Origin of the sequence: Pseudoclavibacter sp. AY1H1 (assembly GCF_002931055.1) — a bacterium.
GTDB lineage: Bacteria > Actinomycetota > Actinomycetes > Actinomycetales > Microbacteriaceae > Pseudoclavibacter.
The window spans coordinates 869,502-887,147 of record NZ_PSXX01000001.1; the positions used below are offsets into that span (position 1 = coordinate 869,502).

Genomic DNA, 17,646 nt, shown 5'->3' on the forward strand with positions numbered 1-17,646 from the left:
CCCTCCGCACGGCCCCATCCGCACGTCACCCACGACAGCGAGCGAATGACAGCAACAGCCCCACCCCCAGCAGCGCCGGCGCCCCGAGCCGCGCCGAAGCCGCACGTGCCGCTCCTCAACCGGCGAGGGGCGCTCCCCATCGGCATCGTCACGGTCGCCGGTCTCGCCGTCCTGTCGCTCTTCGTCGGCGCGTACGACATCGCCGGCAACGAGTTCGGCGGCGAGATGATCTGGATCTCCCGGGTTCCTCGAACCGTCTCGCTCGTGCTCGCGGGCTGCGCGATGAGCGTCTCCGGCCTCATCCTGCAGCTGCTCACCCAGAACCGCTTTGTGGAACCCACGACGACCGGCACCACCGAGTGGTCGGCCCTCGGTCTGCTCGTGAGCTACATCGTCGCCCCAGCGGCCGGCCTCACGACCCGCATGGTCATGGCCAGCGTCTCGGCCTTCATCGGCACCATGGTGTTCCTCGCCGTGCTGCGCCGCGTCGCCCTCCGCTCCGCCCTCATCGTGCCGCTCATCGGCATCATGCTCGGCGCCGTCGTCTCCGCCTTCACGACCTGGCTCGCCATCGAGACGAACTACCTGCAGATGCTCGGCACCTGGTTCATGGGCAGCTTCACGAGCGTCGTCCGCGGCCGCTACGAGGTGCTGTGGATCGTCGCCGTCATCGTCGTCATCGCGTACTTCGTCGCCGACCGCTTCACCGTCGCGGGCCTCGGCAAGGACATCGCCACGAACTTCGGGCTCAACTACACCCTCGTCATGTTCATCGGCACGGCCCTGGTCGCCATCGCCACCGGCGTCACCACCGTCGTCGTCGGCTTCTTGCCCTTCCTCGGGCTCATCGTGCCGAACCTCGTCTCCATGGCGCGCGGCGACAACCTCAGATCGAACCTGCCCTGGGTGTGCGTGCTCGGCGTCGGCATCATCATCGTCTGCGACATCATCGGCCGCGTCATCCGCATGCCCTTCGAGCTGCCCGTCTCCATGATCCTCGGCATGGTCGGCGCCGCCGTCTTCATCACCCTCCTGCTCCGGATGCGCCGCAATGGCTGAGACCGTGCCCCGCTTCCCGAGATCCACGTCCCGTCGCATCGGCGACCAGGTCAGCGACGCCAGCCGCCCCGCGAAGGCGCCCCGACTGTGGCTGCGCTTCAGCATCCTCGGCGCCCTCGTCGTCCTCGCCGCCGTCGGCGTCCTCACCTACGACATCGCCATGGAGCCCGGCAGCCGCGGCTTCTGGCTCGCCGTGAACCTACGCGTCGTGACCGTCGCGACCGTCATCGTCGTCGCCGCCTGCCAGGCCGTCGCGACCGTGCTGTTCCACACCGCGACCGGCAACCGCATCCTCACCCCCTCGATCATGGGGTTCGACGCGATCTACGTCGTCTTCCAGACCGCGCTCGTGTTCTTCCTCGGCGGCGCCGCCCTCGCCTCCACCGACGGCCTGCCCAAGGTGTTCCTGCAGAGCTTCCTCATGGTGGGCTTCGCGACGCTGCTCTACACGTGGCTGTTCTCCGGCAAGCGCGGCAACCTGCACATCATGCTGCTCATCGGCGTCGTCTTCGGGGTGGGCTTCGGGTCGCTCTCCACCTTCATGCAGCGCCTCCTCACCCCGAGCGAGTTCGACGTGCTCTCCGCGAAGCTTTTCGGCAACCTCAGCAACTCGAACCCCGAGTACCTGCCGTGGGCTGCGCTCATCATCGCGGTCGTGCTCGCCTTCATCTGGAGCACCCGGAACACCCTCGACGTGCTCGCCCTCGGCCGCGACACCGCCGTCAACCTCGGCGTCGCCTACAAGCGCAAGGTCACGGTGCTGCTCATCCTGACGGCCGTGCTCATCTCCATCTCGACCACCCTCGTCGGCCCCATGACGTTCTTCGGGTTCATCGTCGCGACCCTCGCCTACCAGCTGACGGGCTCCTCCCTGCACAAGCACGTCATCCCGTTCGCGATGCTGCTCGGCATGCTGACGCTGCTCGGCGGCTACTTCGTGCTGCGCCACGTGTTCTACGCGGCCGGGTCCCTCTCGATCATCATCGAGTTCGTCGGCGGCCTGTTCTTCATCGTCTACCTGCTCCGCAAAGGTGCACTGTGACTCCGACTGGCTACCTCCTCCGAAAGGGTGCTCTGTGATCTCGCTCTTGAACGTCACCAAGACCTACGGCAAGACCACCGTGCTCGGCCCCGTGACCCTCGACATCCCGGCTGGCGGCATCACGGCGCTCGTCGGGCCGAACGGCGCAGGCAAGTCGACGCTCCTCACGATCGTCGGCAGGCTGACGGATGCGAGCACCGGCACCGTCACCGTCGGCGGACACGACGTCACGAAGGCCAGGAGCCGAGACCTCGCGAAGGTCGTCTCGATCCTCCGCCAGGAGAACCACTTCGTCACCCGGCTCACGGTGCGCGAGCTCGTCGGCTTCGGTCGCTTCCCCCACTCGCAGGGGCGCCTCACCGCCGACGACAAGGTGCACATCGACCGTGCCATCGAGTTCCTCGACCTGGCGGCGCTCGAGCACCGCTACCTCGACCAGCTCTCCGGCGGGCAGCGCCAGCGCGCCTACGTTGCCATGGTGCTCGCACAGGACACCGACTACATCCTCCTCGACGAGCCCCTCAACAACCTCGACATGAAGCACGCCGTCGCCATGATGGGCCAGCTGCGCCGCGCCGCCGACGAGCTCGGCAAGACGTTCGTCATCGTCATCCACGACATCAACTTCGCCGCCGCCTACGCCGACAACATCGTCGCCCTCACAGACGGCCAGCTCGCGCACTCCGGCAGCCCGAGCGAGCTCATGACCACCGAGACGCTCGAGCAGGTCTTCGGCACCCCCATCCAGGTGCGAGACGACGGCGACTACCCGCTCGCCGTCTACTACCGGTAAGCACTCGCCGGCCGCGCATCCCCCCCTCCCCATCCCACCCCACGGAAGTCGTTCACCATGCACACACGCACCACACGCAGAGTCGCAACGCTCATCGCCTCCGCAGCCCTCACCGGCCTGCTGCTCGCCGGATGCTCGGCCGGAGCCGCGGACGCCCCGACCGCGGGAGACGCGGACGGCAGCGCATCCGGGACCCGGTCCGTCGAGCACGCCCGCGGCACGGCTGAGGTCCCGACCGACCCCCAGCGCGTCGTCGTCCTCGAACCCGTCGAGCTCGACACTGCCGTGGCCCTCGGCGTCACCCCAGTGGGGGCAGCAGTCGCGAGCAACGTCGCCGGCGTGCCCGAGTACCTGGGCGTCGACGGCGTCGAGCCCGTCGGCACGGTGCCGGAGCCCGACCTCGAGGCCATCGCCGCCCTCAAGCCCGACCTCATCCTCGGCACGGAGTCGCGGCACTCGAAGCTCTACGAGCAGCTCGGAGCCATCGCCCCCACCGTCTTCATGGCAAGCCAGGCCGACCCGTGGCAGGAGAACGTCCTCCTCATCGGCGAAGCCCTCGGGCAGCAGGACGAGGCACAGGAGCTGCTGACCGGCTTCAACGACCGCTGCGAGGAGATCAAGACCGAGTTCGGCGTCGGCGGCAAGACCGCCAACCTCATCCGCCCCCGCGACGAGACGACGCTCAGCCTCTACGGTCCGACCTCGTTCGCCGGCGGCGCGCTCGAATGCGCCGGCCTCACCATCCCCGAGCAGGAATGGGAGGACGGACTCCAGGCCGACCTCTCCCCCGAGAACATCCTCGACGCCAAGGCCGACTACGTGTTCGTGACGACCGCCGACGTCGACGACGCATCGACCGTCCCCGCCGCGATCACCCAGAACGCTGCCGAGTTCCCCTCGGTGACCCTCGTCGACACCAGCTACTGGGTGTCCGGCGTCGGCCCCAAGGGCGGCGCGCTCGTGCTCGACGACATCGAGCGCTTCCTCGAAACCCAGCGGTGACGATCCTCCACACCGATCGCACCCCGGCTCGGCTCAGGGCGGGGTCACGAGCGCGCGCAACCATCGGCGCCCTCGTGCTCCTCGCCATGCTCGTGACCGCAGTGGCACTCTCCCTCATGCTCGGCTCCAACGCGCTCGCGCCGCACGTCGTGCTCGACGTGCTGCGGGGCGGCGGCTCCTCCGAAGCGCGCTACGTCGTCGCCGAGCTCCGGGTGCCGCGCACGGTCACGGGCATCGTCGTCGGCATCGCCCTCGGCGTCGCCGGATCCCTCATCCAGGCCTTCACCCGCAACCCGCTCGCCGACCCCGGCATCCTCGGCGTCAACGCCGGGGCCGCATTCGCGATCGCCATCGGAGTGGCGTTCCTCGGGCTCCGAGACATCTCGTCGTTCGTGTGGCTGGGCTTCCTCGGCGCCCTCATCGTGACCGTCGCCGTGTACCTCATCGGCTCCTCCGGCCGCGGCCCCGCCGACCCCATCCGCCTCACCCTGGCCGGGGTGGCCCTCGGCGCCGTGTTCTCGGGGATGACCACCGGCATGACCCTCAGCAACCCGGATGCCTTCGAGCGGATGCGGTCCTGGAACGCCGGCTCGCTGCTCGGCCGCGGCTTCGACGTCCTGCTGCCGGTGCTCCCCTTCATCGCGCTCGCAGTGCTCGGCGCCCTCCTGCTCGCCCCCGGCCTCAACGCCCTCGCCCTCGGGGAGGACGTCGCCCGCTCCCAGGGCGCCAACGTGGGCGCGATCCGAGTCGGCGTCATCCTCGCCGTCACCGTGCTCGCGGGAACCGCGACCGCACTGGCCGGCCCCATCTCGTTCATCGGCCTCATGGTGCCGCACGTCGCACGGTGGCTGTTCGGCGTCGACCAGCGGGTCATCCTCGTCATCTCCGTGGTCCTCGCCCCCGTCATCGTGCTCCTCTCGGACGTGCTCGGCCGCGTCCTCATCGCGCCCGCCGAGATCCCCGTCGGGATCGTCACGGCGTTCGTCGGAGCCCCGATCCTGATCGCCCTCGCCAGACAGCGGAAGGCGAGCACCCTCTCATGACAGCGACCCGCACCCCGACCCCCACCGAGGACCGCCTCGAGCCCGTCGACCTCGGCTACCGGCAGCTCCGCCTCGGGGCCGGCCCCATCGCCGTCTCCGTCCGCCTGCGCAGCGCCATCGTCGGTGCGGCCGTGGCCGCGGCCGTGCTGGTCCTCGGATTCCTGGGCCTGGGGCTCGGCACGTATCCGCTCAGCCCCGATGCCGTCGTCCGCGCCCTGCTCGGCGGCGGCGACGCACTCGACCGCACCGTCGTCTACGAGTGGCGACTCGCTCGGGTCATCGCGGCCATCACCCTCGGCGCCTTCCTCGCCGTTGCCGGCGCCCTCTTCCAGACGGTCACGAGGAACCCGCTCGCGAGCCCCGATATCCTCGGCCTCTCCAACGGCGCCTTCACGGGCATGCTCGTGAGCGTCGTCGTGTTCTCCGCCTCCTGGCCGCTCATGACCGCCGGCGCGGTGATCGGCGGCCTCCTCACGGCCCTCGTGATCTGGGCGTTCGCGCATCGCGGTGGCGCGCAGGGGTTCCGCCTCATCGTGATCGGCATCGGCGTCTCGGCCATGCTCGCCTCCGCGAACACGTGGATGCTGCTCGAGGTCGAGCTCGAGACCGCCATGTTCGCCTCCGCGTGGGGCGCCGGCACCCTCAACGGCGTGACCGGGCCGCCCCTCGCCGGCGCGATCGCCTGCGGCATCCCGCTGTTCGCCGTGCTGCTCTTCCTCGCCCCGCAGCTGCGTCAGCTCGACCTCGGTGACGACGTGGCCGCCGCGACCGGCGCCAGGCCGCAGCTCGTCCGCGCGCTTGTCCTGCTCGCCGCGGTCGGCCTCGTGTCGATCTCGACCGCCGTCATCGGCCCCGTCGCCTTCATCGCCCTGGCGGCTCCCCAGATCGCGCGCCGCATCGCGCGCACCCCGTACCTGTCGCTGCCGCTCGCAGCGCTGGTCGGGGCCCTGCTCCTCCTCGCCTCCGACCTCATCGCCCAGCACGTCCTTCCCGTCACACTGCCGGTTGGGGTCGTGACGGTCTCCGTCGGCGGCCTCTACCTCGTCGTCACCATCGTCCAGGAGATCCGCCGCCGTGCCTGAGCACCAGCCACCACCCACCGCCCGCACGCACCGAGAGCGCGCCACGCTCCCCGCCTCGTCGCGCCTCAGCGCCGAGGACATCACCCTCGGCTACGACGGCAGACCGATCATCGAGCACCTGAGCGCCGATATCCCCGACGGCTCCTTCACCGTCATCATCGGCCCGAACGCGTGCGGCAAGTCCACCCTGCTCCGCGGCCTGTCCCGCCTGCTCGCGCCGGACGCCGGCCGGGTCGTGCTGGACGGGAAGGCCATCACGAGCATGCGGGCGAAGGACGTCGCCCGCCGCCTCGGCCTGCTGCCGCAGTCGGCCCTGGCCCCGGATGGCATCACCGTCGCCGACCTCGTCGGCCGCGGCAGGTTCGCGCACCAGCGTCTTCTGCGCCAATGGTCCGAGTCCGACGAGCGAGCGGTCCGCGATGCCCTCGACGCGACGGGCACCCTGCCGTTGGCGTCGAGACGCGTCGACGAGCTCTCCGGCGGCCAGCGCCAGCGGGTCTGGGTCGCGATGGTCCTCGCGCAGGAGACCGAGCTCCTCCTGCTCGACGAGCCGACGACGTTCCTCGACATCGCGCACCAGGTCGAGCTCATGGAGCTCTTCGCGCACCTCAACCGGCAGGGCCACACGATCGTCGCCGTGCTGCACGACCTCAACCACGCCGCGCGCTACGCCGATCACATCATCGCGATGCGCGACGGGCGCATCCTCGCCTCCGGCACACCCCGCGACGTCGTGACGAGCGAACGGGTCGAGGAGATCTACGGCCTGCCGAACGTCGTCATCGAGGACCCCATCACGGGCGGGCCGCTCGTCGTGCCGCGCGGGATGCCCCACCCTCGCTCGACGGAGAGCTCACGGGCGGCCGGGGGCTCCCCCGCCTAGTTCCCGCTGGCGTCGTTCCCGCCGGCTTTGTTCCCGCCGGCCCGGACGGGATCGAGCGCGTCGATCCAGCCACCGACGACGGTCCGCGCGGCGGCCGTGAGGCGTGGGGCGAGCGTGAGCGCATCCGCGCGGATCTCCCGCGGGTCCAGCTCGTGGATGGCCAGCTCGTAGGCGTTCGCGATGAGCCAGGTCTCGACCATCCGCGGGTCGACCTCGAGGTGGAACTGCAGGCCGAGCAGGTTCCGGCCCGCGGCGAACGCCTGGTTCGGGAAGCCGGGGGTCTCGGCGAGTCGCTCGGCGCCGGCGGGGATCTCGAACTGGTCGCCGTGCCAGTGCAGCACCGGCACGTCGGCGAGGCCGCCCAGCACCGAAGCCGCCCCATCCGGGGTCAGCGTGAGCGGCGAGAAGCCGATCTCCACGCGCCCCGTCGGCGCGACCGCAGCCCCCATGGCTGCCGCCATGAGCTGAGCCCCGAGGCACACGCCCAGCGTGGGCCGGTCTCTTTCGACGCGAGCCCTGATGGCGGCGATCTCGGGGGTCAGGAACGGGTACCGCTCCGCATCCCCCACCCCGATCGGCCCGCCGAGCACCACGACGAGGTCGGCGTCGACGAGCAGCTCGGCAGTAATCTCGTCCTGCCCGGCCTCGAGGTAGCGGATGTCGTAGCCGCGCTCCGTGAGCACGTCACGAAGCAGCCCGAGGTCCTCGAAGACGACGTGGCGGACGACCAGAGCGGTGAGGGACACGGCGGGCTCCTTGGGGTTGGGTGCGACTCGAGGCGACGAGTCGAGCGTCGGGGCAGGGCGTTGAGTCAGCGCGTCGGGTCAGAGCGTCGGGTCAGAGCGTCGGCGCCGGGGCGATGCGCGCGTAGGCGGCGAGCACGGTGCGCTCGGAGCGCACGAGGTACTCGTCGAGGGCCTCAGCCGCCCCGGCGGTATCGCCAGCGAGGTGGAGCTCCAGCACGCGCTGGTTGAGCTCGATGTAGGGCGCGTGCAGGTACTCGAGGTCCTCGAGGAAGCCGAACGCGAGCCGCAGCTCCGCCGAGACGTTCGCGTAGACGCGGTCGAGGCGCTCGCTGTCCGCGAGCGCGACGATCGCCGTGTGGAACGCCATATTGGCGGTGCCGACCGCCGCCCAGTCGCCGGCCTCTCGCCCTCGGATGGCGTGCTCGACGGCCTCGCGCATCCGCGCCCCGGCCGGGTGCCGCCCCGGGGCGGCGCGCAGCGCCTGCACCTCGATCATGCGCCGAACGCGGTAGATGTCGAGGATCGAGGCCAGTGAGGGGATGGCGACGAAGACGCCCGCGTTGGGGCGCCGGGTGAGCAGCCGCTCCGCCGTGAGCATGCGGAATGCCTCGCGGAGGGTGTTGCGCGAGACGTCGAGTCGCTCGGTCATGGCGCTCTCCGAGAGCCGCTGCCCTGGCACGATCTCGCCCGTGACGATCATCTGGCGGAGGCTCGAGGCCGCCCGTTCCGCCCTGTCGAGGGTCTCGTCGGCTGCGTTCACGCTTCGCACTCTACCGGCGGCGCTCCCCAGCGACCCGTTCCACGAAATACCCCCGATACATCTTGTAACAAGACATTTACGCGTCTATCGTTGAACAATCTGTTGCTCAGCGTTGAACAACCGTAGGGTTGCCGCAATCACTCGCTGCTCCCCTACCGAACTGGAACGAGTCATGACCTCCACACCTCCTCCCGCTTCCCCGGCGTCCCCAGCGTCCGGCTCTTCTGCCGCCGACGAGGCGAGCACCCCCGAGAAGCTCAAGCAGTACGCCAAAGCCCGTCGCACCTCGCTGGTCGGCGCGCTCTTCCTCATGGCCACCTCGGCCATCGGCCCCGGCTTCATCACCCAGACGGCGACCTTCACCCAGCAGCTCGGCGCCGCGTTCGCCTTCGGCATCCTCATCTCGGTGCTCATCGACCTCGCCGTCCAGCTCAACATCTGGCGCATGATCACGCTCTCCGGGAAGCGCGCGAGCGCCCTCGCCAACGACGCCCTCCCCGGCAGCGGCTACGTGCTCGCCGTGCTCATCGTCATCGGCGGCCTCGTCTTCAACATCGGCAACATCGGCGGCGCCGGGCTCGGCCTGAACGTGCTGCTCGGCCTCGACGTCAAGGTCGGCGCCGTCATCAGCGCCGCCATCGCGATCGCCATCTTCCTCATCAAGCGCGCCGGCATCGTCATGGACCGGGTCGTCATCGTGGCCGGCGTCGCGATGATCCTGCTCACCGTCATCGTCGCCATCGTCGCGCAGCCGCCCATCGGCGACGCACTCCGCCAGACCGTCCTCCCCGACACCATCAACTTCGCGACCATCACGACGATCGTCGGCGGCACCGTCGGCGGGTACATCGTCTACTCGGGGGCGCACAAGCTGCTCGACTCCGGCAACGCCGGACCTGAGCACATCAAGGAAGTCAACCGCGCGGCCGTGACCGGCATCCTCATCACGGGCATCATGCGCTACGTGCTGTTCCTCGCCATCCTCGGCGTCGTCGCGAGCGGCGTCGTGCTCGACACGACCCTCAACCCGGCAGCAGACGCCTTCCAGGCAGCAGCCGGCGAGGCTGGCTTCCGTATCTTCGGCGCCATCTTCTGGCTCGCCGCCCTCACGAGCATCATCGGCGCCGCCTACACCTCGGTGTCGTTCCTGCCGGTCTTCTCGAAGCGCATCGCCGGTCGCACCGCCGACTTCTGGACCGTCGGCTTCATCCTCTTCTCGCTGGCCATCTACCTGTCGATCGGCACCCCGCCCGCGACGCTCCTCGTGTTCGTCGGCGGCTTCAACGGCCTCATCCTGCCGATCGGCCTCACCCTGTTCATGTACATCGGCTGGTTCCGCCCGTCGAAGCTGGGCGGCGCGAAGTACCCGAAGTGGCTGCTCATCATCGGCACGCTCGCGACGCTCATCACCTGGTACATGGCCGTCAACGCGGTCGGACCGATCTTCGACCTCCTCAACACCTGATCCGTATCCCGAGCGAAAGGCTGACCACATGAACGCACGCTCCATCGACCTCAACAGCGACCTCGGCGAGGGCTTCGGCCGCTGGACCCTCGGCGACGACCAGGAGATGCTCGGCATCGTCACGAGCGCGAACGTCGCCTGCGGCTTCCACGCCGGCGACCCGCGCGCCATCCGAGCCACCGTCAAGGGGGCGGCGGATGCGGGGGTCGCGATCGGCGCGCACGTCGGCTACCGCGACCTGGCCGGCTTCGGGCGCCGCAACATCGACGTCGCCTCCGACGACCTCGTGGCCGATGTGGTCTACCAGATCGGCGCCCTGCAGGCACTCGCCGCCGCCGAGGGGACCAGCGTGAGCTACGTCAAGCCGCACGGGGCTCTCTACAACACGATCGTGCACGACGAGCGGCAAGCGGCGGACGTCGTCGAGGCCGTGCGCCTCGTCGACCCGAGCCTCGTGCTCCTCGGCATGCCGGGCTCGGCCGTGCTCCGCCTCGCCACCGAGGCGGGCATCCCCACCGCGATCGAGGCCTTCGCCGACCGCGCCTACACGCCGCAGGGCACGCTCGTCTCCCGCCGGGAGCCCGGCGCCGTGCTGCACGACGTCGACGAGGTCGCGAAGCGCATGGTGCGCCTCGCGACCGAGGGCCTGCTGGAGGCGATCGACGGCAGCACTCTCGAGCTGCGGGCCGACTCGATCTGCGTGCACGGCGACAGCCCTGGGGCCACCGACATGGCGAGGCAGGTGCGGCTCGCGCTCACGGAGGCCGGCGTGGAGCTGCGCCCGTTCGCAGCCGCCCCGGCAGCCGCCGGAAAGCTGGCCTGACCCCATGAGAGTCCTCACCGCCCGCGACGACGCGGTCCTCATCGAGTGCAGCAGCCTCGACGAGACGATCGCGCTCTTCGACGCCCTGACCGCACTGCGCATCCCCGGTGTCGGCGAGATGGTGCCGGGTGCGCGCACCCTGCTCGTCCCGTTCCGGCCAGCCCGGGTCACCGCCGAGGAGATCGAGGCCGCCGCGGCGGCAGCCGACCTCAGCGGCGTGCGCACGGGAGAGCCGAGGCGCCTCGAGATCCCGACGCGGTACGACGGTGAGGACCTCGCGGAGGTCGCCGAGCTCCTCGGCATCTCCGCCGACGAAGTCGTGCGCCGCCACACGAGCTCGACCTTCACGGTCGGGTTCGTGGGCTTCGCTCCCGGCTTCGCGTACCTGACCGGCGACGACCCCGTGCTCGACGTGCCGCGCCGGTCGACGCCCCGCACGCGCATCCCCGCGGGTTCCGTCGCGCTGGCAGGCACGTACAGCGGCGTCTACCCGCGCGAGAGCCCCGGCGGGTGGCAGCTCATCGGCACGACCGAGGTGCCCATGTGGGACCTCGACCGCGACCCGGCCGCGTTCATGGCGCCGGGAGACCTCGTCACGTTCAGCGTCGCCGCCGCGACCGAGCGGGCGCGCTCGACCCTGAGCGCTGCCAGGGCGAACGCGCCCCGGGAAGCTGAATCCGAGCGTCCCAGGGGCAACGCCGACCGCGGGTCCGCCCTCGAGGTGCTCTCCCCCGGCCTGCAGACCCTGTTCCAGGACCTCGGACGCGACGGCTATGCCAGCATGGGCGTCTCCGCCTCAGGGGCACTGGATGCGCCAGCCCACCGCCAGGCGAACCGCCTCGTCGGCAACACCGCGGCAACCGCCACCCTCGAGGTCGCCTACGGCGGCCTCGTGCTGCGGGCACGCGGCCCGCAGGTCGTCGCAGTGACGGGCGCCGACGTGCCCCTGACCGTGTCCGGCGCCCTTCCCCGCACCGCCCCGTTCGGAGCGGCGTTCGCGCTGGACGACGGCGACGAGCTGCAGCTCGGCTCCCCTGCCGCCGGAGTACGCAGCTACCTCGCGGTGCGCGGCGGGTTCGACGCGCCCCCGGTGCTCGAGAGCCTCGCGACCGACCTCCTCGCGGGGCTCGGCCCCGACGCCCTGCAAGCCGGAGACGTGCTCGGCGTCCTCGCGCCGCACGCCACCCTCGTCGCTGCGAGCCCCGTCGCGGATGCCCAGCCGCGGGAGCTTCCCCGGGCCGGCGGTGACACCGTCGAGCTGCGCATCGTGCTCGGCCCCCGCGACGACTGGTTCTCGGCCGAGGAGATCGAGCGTTTCACGAGCCAGGACTGGCACGTGACGCCACAATCGAACCGGGTCGGCGTGCGACTCGACGGCGACGCCCTCACCCGAGCGAAGAGCGGCGAGCTGCCCAGCGAGGGCTGCGTCAGCGGGGCGATCCAGATGCCCCCGAACGGGCAGCCGGTGCTCTTCCTCGCCGACCACCCCCTCACTGGCGGCTACCCCGTGCTCGGGGCCGTCATCACCGATGACCTGCCCCTCGCGGGCCAGCTGCCCGTCGGCGCCGCCGTGCGATTCCGCATCGTGGCACCACGCACCCACACCCCACGCACCCAGACTCCAGGAGAACTCCGATGACCCGCATCACCAAGGTCCTCATCGCGAACCGCGGCGAGATCGCCGTGCGCGTCGCCCGCGCCTGCGCCGACTACGGGGTCGCCTCCGTCGCCGTGTACGCCGACGGCGACGCCGATGCGCTCCACGTGCGCCTCGCCGACGAGGCCGTGCCGCTCGAGGGCGCGACGTCGAAGGAGACCTACCTCGACGCCGACAAGCTCCTCGCCGCGGCCAACGCGACGGGCGCCGACGCCGTGCACCCGGGCTACGGCTTCCTCTCCGAGAACGCCGAGTTCGCGCGCGCCGTCGAGGGGGCGGGGCTCGTCTGGATCGGCCCGTCGCCCGAGGCGATCGAGCTGCTCGGCGACAAGATCTCGGCCCGCCGCCTCGCCGAGCAGGTCGGCGCGCCGCTCGTCGCCGGAACCAGCGGCCCCGTCGACTCCCCCGCAGAGGCGAGCGCCTTCGCGGAGGAGCACGGCCTCCCCATCGCGATCAAGGCCGCGTTCGGGGGCGGTGGCCGCGGCCTCCGCGTCGCGCGCCGCCTCGACGAGGTCGAGGAGCTCTTCGCCGCAGCCGGGCGAGAAGCCGTCGCCGCCTTCGGCCGGGGCGAGTGCTTCGTCGAGCAGTTCCTCGAGTCGCCGCGCCACATCGAGGCGCAGGTGCTCGCCGACGAGCACGGCAACGTCGTCGTCGTCGGCACCCGCGACTGCTCGCTGCAGCGCCGCAACCAGAAGCTCGTCGAGGAGGCACCTGCCCCCTTCCTGACCGCGGAGCAGCGGGAGCGCATCCACACCTCGGCCCGCGACATCTGCGCGGCCGCCGGCTACCGCAGCGCTGGCACCGTCGAGTTCCTCCTCGACGCGAACGGCGTCATCTCGTTCCTCGAGGTCAACACGCGCCTGCAGGTCGAGCACCCCGTCACCGAGGAGACCGCGGGTGTCGACCTCGTCGTCGAGCAGCTCCGCATCGCCGACGGGCTCGCGCTCGACGCAGCCGAGTTCGCGCCCCGCGGGCACTCGCTCGAGTTCCGCATCAACGCCGAGGATCCGGCGCGCGGCTTCCTCCCGGGGCCGGGCACCATCTCGCTGTTCCGCGCACCGTCCGGACCGGGCGTCCGCGTCGACTCGGGGGTCGAGACCGGCTCCGTGGTCTCCGGCCAGTTCGACTCCATGCTCGCGAAGCTCATCGTCACCGGCGCGACCCGCGAGGAGGCGCTGCGCCGCGCGCGCCGCGCCCTCGCCGAGTTCGAGGTCGAAGGCGTGCCGACGGTGCTGCCCTTCCACCGTGCGGTGCTCGAGGACCCGGACTTCGTCGGCGGCGAGAGCGCCGAGGGCGTCCGCGGCTTCGGCGTGCACACGCAGTGGATCGAGACGACCTTCGCCGAGCGGGTCCCCGAGCAGGCGCTCGCCGTCGAGCCGAGCGACCCCTCCGTGGTCTCGACGTGGGTCGAGCTCGACGGCCGCCGCGTCGCCCTCCGGCTCCCTGCGACGCTCTTCGCCGCCGGAGGCTCTGGCCCCGGGGCGTCATCGCTCGACTCGGCGGGTGGGGTCGAGTCAGCGGATGCGGGCGGCGCGTCAGCTTCGTCGGTCACCGCACCGATGGCCGGCACGCTCCTGCGCTGGCTCGTGGAGGACGGCGCCGAGGTCGAGGCGGGGACTGCCGTCGCCGTCGTCGAGGCCATGAAGATGGAGACGCCCGTGCAGGTCACGGCCGCTGGAGTCCTCCGCCAGCGCGCCGAGGCGGGGAGCCCCATCGCTGCTGGCGAGGTGCTCGCGGAGCTCGCGGCGGCAAGCTGATCTCCTGCCAGGCGACGGTGAAATGTCGGTGGCTGCGGGCAGACTGGTTGGCATGACGGAACCAGCAGCCCGCGCCCACCATTCCATCGACTACCTCGAGTTCGGAGTCACCGACCTCGCCGTGGCCAAGCAGTTCTACGGCGATGCCTTCGGGTGGAGCTTCAACGACTACGGCCCCGGCCCCAACTACGTCGGCATCCGGCGACCCGGCGGTGACGCGACCGACGAGGTGGGCGGCTTCCGACTCGACCCCCAGGTCACGCCGGGCGGGGCGCTCGTGCTGCTCTACTCCGACGACCTCGAGGCGAGCGTCGCGCAGGTGCGCGCGGCCGGCGGCGAGGTCGTGAGCGGGCCCTACGAGTTCCCCGGTGGCCGCCGCTTCCACTTCACCGACCCGGCGGGCAACGAGCTCGGGGTCTGGTCGAGCTCCTAGCGCGAGACCGAGCTGGAACGAGCGGCCGCGATGCGCGCCCGCACCTCGTCGAGCGTTCGCATGATGGCGATCGACTCGTCGAGCGGCATGCGCGGGCTCTCGAGCTCGCCGGCGCTGAGGCACCGTTCGACCTCGAGCGCCTGGAACTGCATGCCGCGACCCACGTGCTGCGGCTTGTCGAAGCGCAAGAGCTCCCGCTGCCCTCGGCCGCCGTCGTAGACCGTGAACGAGGTCGACGCGTAGAAGACCGAGTCGATGTCGATCCAGCCGTCCGAGCCGACGATGGCCGCGCGGTTCGAGCCGGGCGCATCCATGCGCGTGAGGGTCGCCGAGGTGCGGCCGGCACCATGACGCAGGAGCACGGAGGCCGAGAGGTCGACCCCGAGCTCCGAGGCCTCGCCGTCGACGAGCATCGAGGTGGGCTCGCCGAGGTACCTCGAGGCGAACGAGATGCCGTAGACGCCGAGGTCGGCCATGACGCCGCCGCCGAGCTGTGGGTTCCCGTGGCGGCTCGTCGGAGCCACGTCGAGGTTCTGGAAGTGCGAGCTCGAGACGCTCACGAGCTCGCCGATCGAGCCGCGCTCGAGGACGTCGCCGATCGCGTCGGCCGTCGGCAGGAAGCGCGTCCACATGGCCTCCATCACGAACACCCCCTTGGCGCGGGCCGCCGCGACGACCCGCTCGGCTTCGGGGGCGTCGTTCGTGAACGACTTCTCCACGAGCACCGGCTTCCCGCCGTCGATCGCGAGCAGCGCCTGCTCGGCGTGGAACGCCTGCGGCGTCGCGATGTAGATGACGTCGACGCCGGGGTCGGCGACCAGGGCCTCATAGCTGCCGTAGGAGGTCGGAATCGACAGCTCGGCGGCGAACTCGGCGGCGCGCGTCGCCTCCCGAGAGGCGACTGCCGCCACCTCAAGGCCCTGCGCCACGAGGTCGCCCACGAAGGTCCTCGCGATGTTGCCAGCCCCGAGAATTCCCCACCGCACCCGTTCAGTCGTCACGGAAAAACCCTAGCCGGGCGCCGCGCGCACCGCGAGGGCTCCGCGCGTCGAGCAGGAGTCCTTCTCGAATGGCAAGACGGAGCAGTCCTTCGACGTCGCCAGGTGAGCCGCGTCTCGCGGATGCGGGCGCGCGTCAGTCGCTGAGCCCGGCCCGACGCGCGAGCACGGCGGCCTCCATCCTGGACACGACGCCGAGCTTCGCGAGCACCCGCGAGACGTGGGTCTTCGCCGTGGAGGCGCTGATGTGCATCCGCTGGCCGATGCCGGAGTTCGACAGCCCCTCGCCCAGTGCGGAGAGCACCTCCCGCTCTCGCGCCGTGAGCTCGGCGAGTCCGGGCACCTCCGGAGTCGGCGTCGGAGCGCCGTCACCCGTCTGCGCGAAGCGATCGAGGAGACGCCGTGTCACCTCCGGCGACAGGGCTCCCTCGCCCCGAGCCACCGCCTCGACTGCGGCCTGGAGGGCCGGCCCCGACGTCGTCTTCAGCAGGAACCCGGCGGCCCCTGCCCGCACGGCGCCGAACACGTACTCGTCGAGGTCGAAGGTGGTGAGCACCAGCACCTGCGCGAGCGAGTCGGCGACGATGGCTCGCGTGGCCTCGATGCCGTCGGTCCCCGGCATGCGGACGTCCATGAGCACGACGTCGGGTCGCAGGGCGCGCGCGTTCCTGATCGCCGCGGCCCCGTCGCCGGCCTCGCCCACGACCTCGACGCCGTGGGCCTCGAGCAGCAGCCGCAGCCCGGCCCGGATCGCGGCGTGGTCGTCGGCGACGAGCACACGGATGGGGTCGTCGATCTCCTCGGTCACGATGCGCTCCCCTCGGGTCGTTCAGTGGTCTGCGCCCTCGAGCCCGCGGTGCGCGGCACCGTCGCTGCGACTCGCCACCCAGCGCCCTCTGGCGTCGGCCCGGCTTCGAGGCGTCCGCCGAGGCGCTCCGCCCGCTCGCGGATGAGACCGAGCCCGTTGCCGGTGCCCGGCGCTGCCTCCATCCGGGTGCCGCCCGTCGAGGTCACGACGACGGAGAGCCAGCCCGCCCGCTCCTCGAAGCGCACCTCGACGACCGCCCCCGGCGAGTGCCGCCCGGCGTTCGAGACGGCCTCGGCCACCACACGGGCGAGGGCCTGCTCGGTGGCGGCAGATGCACTCGGCACCTCCCCGACGATCCTCGCCTCGACCGACTCCGCCGAGGCCACGAGCTCCGCGACTTGAGCCAGCCTCGGCGGCGCCGCGACCTCCCCGTCGCCGGCGCCGCTTCGGAGGATGAGGATCATCGACCGCATCTCGTCGAGCCCGTCGAGGGCCGAGTCGCGGATCGCCTGCAGCGCCCCCGCCTCCCGGCCTCGAACCCCGGACCCCGCGAGGGCCGCCTCCGAGGTGATGGCGATCGCCGAGAGGTTGGCCGCTACAACGTCATGGAGGTCGCGGGCCATGCGCTCCCGCTCGTCGCGCACCGCCTCCTCCCGCTCCAGCACGAGCAGACGCTCGGCGTCGTCCGCGCGCGCTTCCTGCACCCGCGCGAGCTCCGCGCTCTGACGCACCGAGCTCGCCCACCAGAGCGGCGTGCCGAAGATCGCGAGGGCCTGCAGTCCGAAGAACACGCCCTGCCGCAGCGCCTCGCCGAGCAGCACGGGCACGGCGAAAGCCGCCACCACGGCCACCGCGACGAGCACCTGCACCGCTCGCAGCGCCGCCGGCGGGCTGTACCGGCCGACGATATAGAGGGCATCCAGCACCAGAACGGCCCCGCCGATGACGCCGACGAGCACGAAGGCGGACACCGAAACGGTCACGCAGATGAGCAGCACCAGCACGGGGAAGCGCCGCTTCTGGGTGAGCGCCAGCCCGCCGAGCGCAACCGCACCGAGGCTCAGCGCGATGTGCTGGGGCGAGTCGAAGAGCGCCAGCAGGACGGCAGCCGCGATCGCGAAGAGCGTGGTCGTCGCGTCCTCGTCGGGCCGCCAACCGGCGCGGAGGTGCCGGGTTCCCGGCGCGACGGCGCTCTGCGGTTCGGTCATGGCACCATCCCAGCACACGGACGCCAACGCGCGGTCACCCGAACGATGTACGCGAGCACCGCGGCTGGCATCCTTCAGCGGATGCGG

Annotated in this window: 17 protein-coding genes; 12 read left to right on the top strand and 5 right to left on the bottom strand. The window is 71.3% G+C overall.

The annotated features are described in order from the left end of the window. Positions 1–45: 45 nt before the first annotated feature. From C5E05_RS04110 to C5E05_RS04140, 7 genes are read left to right on the top strand one after another with little or no spacing between them, the layout of a single operon-like run. The gene (locus tag C5E05_RS04110; protein WP_104341156.1) at positions 46–1,059 is read left to right on the top strand and encodes an ABC transporter permease; all 1,014 of its coding nucleotides are present in this window, start codon (positions 46–48) and stop codon (positions 1,057–1,059) included. Continuing rightward, complete coding sequence (locus tag C5E05_RS04115; protein WP_104341157.1) at positions 1,052–2,101, top strand: iron chelate uptake ABC transporter family permease subunit; 1,050 nt, start codon at positions 1,052–1,054, stop codon at positions 2,099–2,101. Before C5E05_RS04110 ends, C5E05_RS04115 begins: the two co-directional genes overlap by 8 nt. A 34-nt stretch (positions 2,102–2,135) precedes the next feature. After that, positions 2,136–2,894, top strand: coding sequence for an ABC transporter ATP-binding protein (locus C5E05_RS04120; protein ID WP_104341158.1), 759 nt, complete (start codon positions 2,136–2,138; stop codon positions 2,892–2,894). A gap of 57 nt (positions 2,895–2,951) precedes the next feature. Beyond that, a complete protein-coding gene (locus C5E05_RS04125) occupies positions 2,952–3,896 on the top strand; it encodes an ABC transporter substrate-binding protein (RefSeq protein WP_104341159.1) in 945 nt (314 codons plus the stop codon). Beyond that, entirely contained in the window at positions 3,893–4,939 is a 1,047-nt protein-coding gene (locus C5E05_RS04130) for an iron ABC transporter permease (RefSeq protein ID WP_258064757.1), read from the top strand. The genes C5E05_RS04125 and C5E05_RS04130 overlap by 4 nt, the downstream gene beginning before the upstream one ends. Next, a complete protein-coding gene (locus C5E05_RS04135; RefSeq protein WP_104341160.1) occupies positions 4,936–6,021 on the top strand; it encodes an iron chelate uptake ABC transporter family permease subunit in 1,086 nt (361 codons plus the stop codon). The genes C5E05_RS04130 and C5E05_RS04135 overlap by 4 nt, the downstream gene beginning before the upstream one ends. After that, the gene (locus C5E05_RS04140; protein ID WP_104341161.1) at positions 6,014–6,904 is read left to right on the top strand and encodes an ABC transporter ATP-binding protein; all 891 of its coding nucleotides are present in this window, start codon (positions 6,014–6,016) and stop codon (positions 6,902–6,904) included. The genes C5E05_RS04135 and C5E05_RS04140 overlap by 8 nt, the downstream gene beginning before the upstream one ends. On the opposite strand, the gene C5E05_RS04145 is transcribed toward C5E05_RS04140, so the two are convergent. Both C5E05_RS04145 and C5E05_RS04150 read right to left on the bottom strand, forming a co-directional pair. Continuing rightward, positions 6,901–7,650 (bottom strand): glutamine amidotransferase, encoded by a 750-nt coding sequence (locus C5E05_RS04145; RefSeq protein WP_104341162.1) that lies wholly within the window; start codon positions 7,648–7,650, stop codon positions 6,901–6,903. The two genes, C5E05_RS04140 and C5E05_RS04145, sit on opposite strands and share 4 nt — an antisense overlap. A 91-nt stretch (positions 7,651–7,741) precedes the next feature. Further along, the gene (locus tag C5E05_RS04150) at positions 7,742–8,410 is read right to left on the bottom strand and encodes a GntR family transcriptional regulator (RefSeq protein ID WP_236558243.1); all 669 of its coding nucleotides are present in this window, start codon (positions 8,408–8,410) and stop codon (positions 7,742–7,744) included. A 172-nt stretch (positions 8,411–8,582) separates the two neighbouring features. Between C5E05_RS04150 and C5E05_RS04155 the strand changes: the two genes are divergently transcribed. From C5E05_RS04155 to C5E05_RS04175, 5 genes are read left to right on the top strand one after another with little or no spacing between them, the layout of a single operon-like run. Further along, positions 8,583–9,875: an NRAMP family divalent metal transporter gene (locus C5E05_RS04155; RefSeq protein WP_104241031.1), complete on the top strand. Its 1,293-nt coding sequence runs from the start codon at positions 8,583–8,585 to the stop codon at positions 9,873–9,875. 28 nt (positions 9,876–9,903) lie between these two features. Further along, positions 9,904–10,698, top strand: a complete 795-nt coding sequence (locus C5E05_RS04160; RefSeq protein WP_104341163.1) for a LamB/YcsF family protein — start codon at positions 9,904–9,906, stop codon at positions 10,696–10,698. Between the two features lie 4 nt (positions 10,699–10,702). Further along, positions 10,703–12,337 (top strand): 5-oxoprolinase/urea amidolyase family protein, encoded by a 1,635-nt coding sequence (locus tag C5E05_RS04165; protein ID WP_104341164.1) that lies wholly within the window; start codon positions 10,703–10,705, stop codon positions 12,335–12,337. Further along, positions 12,334–14,112: a biotin carboxylase N-terminal domain-containing protein gene (locus C5E05_RS04170; protein WP_258064758.1), complete on the top strand. Its 1,779-nt coding sequence runs from the start codon at positions 12,334–12,336 to the stop codon at positions 14,110–14,112. Before C5E05_RS04165 ends, C5E05_RS04170 begins: the two co-directional genes overlap by 4 nt. A gap of 52 nt (positions 14,113–14,164) precedes the next feature. After that, positions 14,165–14,545, top strand: coding sequence for a VOC family protein (locus C5E05_RS04175; protein WP_104241028.1), 381 nt, complete (start codon positions 14,165–14,167; stop codon positions 14,543–14,545). Here the strand turns inward: C5E05_RS04175 and C5E05_RS04180 are convergent. The 3 genes from C5E05_RS04180 to C5E05_RS04190 form a co-directional block, all read right to left on the bottom strand. Then, on the bottom strand, positions 14,542–15,546 hold the full coding sequence (locus tag C5E05_RS04180; protein WP_104341165.1) for a Gfo/Idh/MocA family protein: 1,005 nt from the start codon (positions 15,544–15,546) through the stop codon (positions 14,542–14,544). The genes C5E05_RS04175 and C5E05_RS04180 overlap by 4 nt on opposite strands. A 133-nt stretch (positions 15,547–15,679) precedes the next feature. Beyond that, positions 15,680–16,351 (bottom strand): response regulator transcription factor, encoded by a 672-nt coding sequence (locus tag C5E05_RS04185; protein WP_258064759.1) that lies wholly within the window; start codon positions 16,349–16,351, stop codon positions 15,680–15,682. Beyond that, positions 16,348–17,559 carry a sensor histidine kinase gene (locus C5E05_RS04190; RefSeq protein WP_104341166.1) on the bottom strand — a complete coding sequence of 404 codons (1,212 nt, stop codon included), beginning with the start codon at positions 17,557–17,559 and terminating at the stop codon, positions 16,348–16,350. The genes C5E05_RS04185 and C5E05_RS04190 overlap by 4 nt, the downstream gene beginning before the upstream one ends. Positions 17,560–17,646: the final 87 nt, after the last annotated feature.

What these genes read in the sequence shown, in the direction of transcription:
- C5E05_RS04110 (WP_104341156.1), top strand. Translation starts at nt 46, where the DNA reads ATGACAGCAACAGCCCCACCCCCAGCAGCGCCGGCGCCCCGAGCCGCG.
- C5E05_RS04115 (WP_104341157.1), top strand. Translation starts at nt 1,052, where the DNA reads ATGGCTGAGACCGTGCCCCGCTTCCCGAGATCCACGTCCCGTCGCATC.
- C5E05_RS04125 (WP_104341159.1), top strand. Translation starts at nt 2,952, where the DNA reads ATGCACACACGCACCACACGCAGAGTCGCAACGCTCATCGCCTCCGCA.
- C5E05_RS04135 (WP_104341160.1), top strand. Translation starts at nt 4,936, where the DNA reads ATGACAGCGACCCGCACCCCGACCCCCACCGAGGACCGCCTCGAGCCC.
- C5E05_RS04155 (WP_104241031.1), top strand. Translation starts at nt 8,583, where the DNA reads ATGACCTCCACACCTCCTCCCGCTTCCCCGGCGTCCCCAGCGTCCGGC.
- C5E05_RS04160 (WP_104341163.1), top strand. Translation starts at nt 9,904, where the DNA reads ATGAACGCACGCTCCATCGACCTCAACAGCGACCTCGGCGAGGGCTTC.
- C5E05_RS04165 (WP_104341164.1), top strand. Translation starts at nt 10,703, where the DNA reads ATGAGAGTCCTCACCGCCCGCGACGACGCGGTCCTCATCGAGTGCAGC.
- C5E05_RS04170 (WP_258064758.1), top strand. Translation starts at nt 12,334, where the DNA reads ATGACCCGCATCACCAAGGTCCTCATCGCGAACCGCGGCGAGATCGCC.
- C5E05_RS04175 (WP_104241028.1), top strand. Translation starts at nt 14,165, where the DNA reads ATGACGGAACCAGCAGCCCGCGCCCACCATTCCATCGACTACCTCGAG.
- C5E05_RS04190 (WP_104341166.1), bottom strand. Translation starts at nt 17,559, where the DNA reads ATGACCGAACCGCAGAGCGCCGTCGCGCCGGGAACCCGGCACCTCCGC.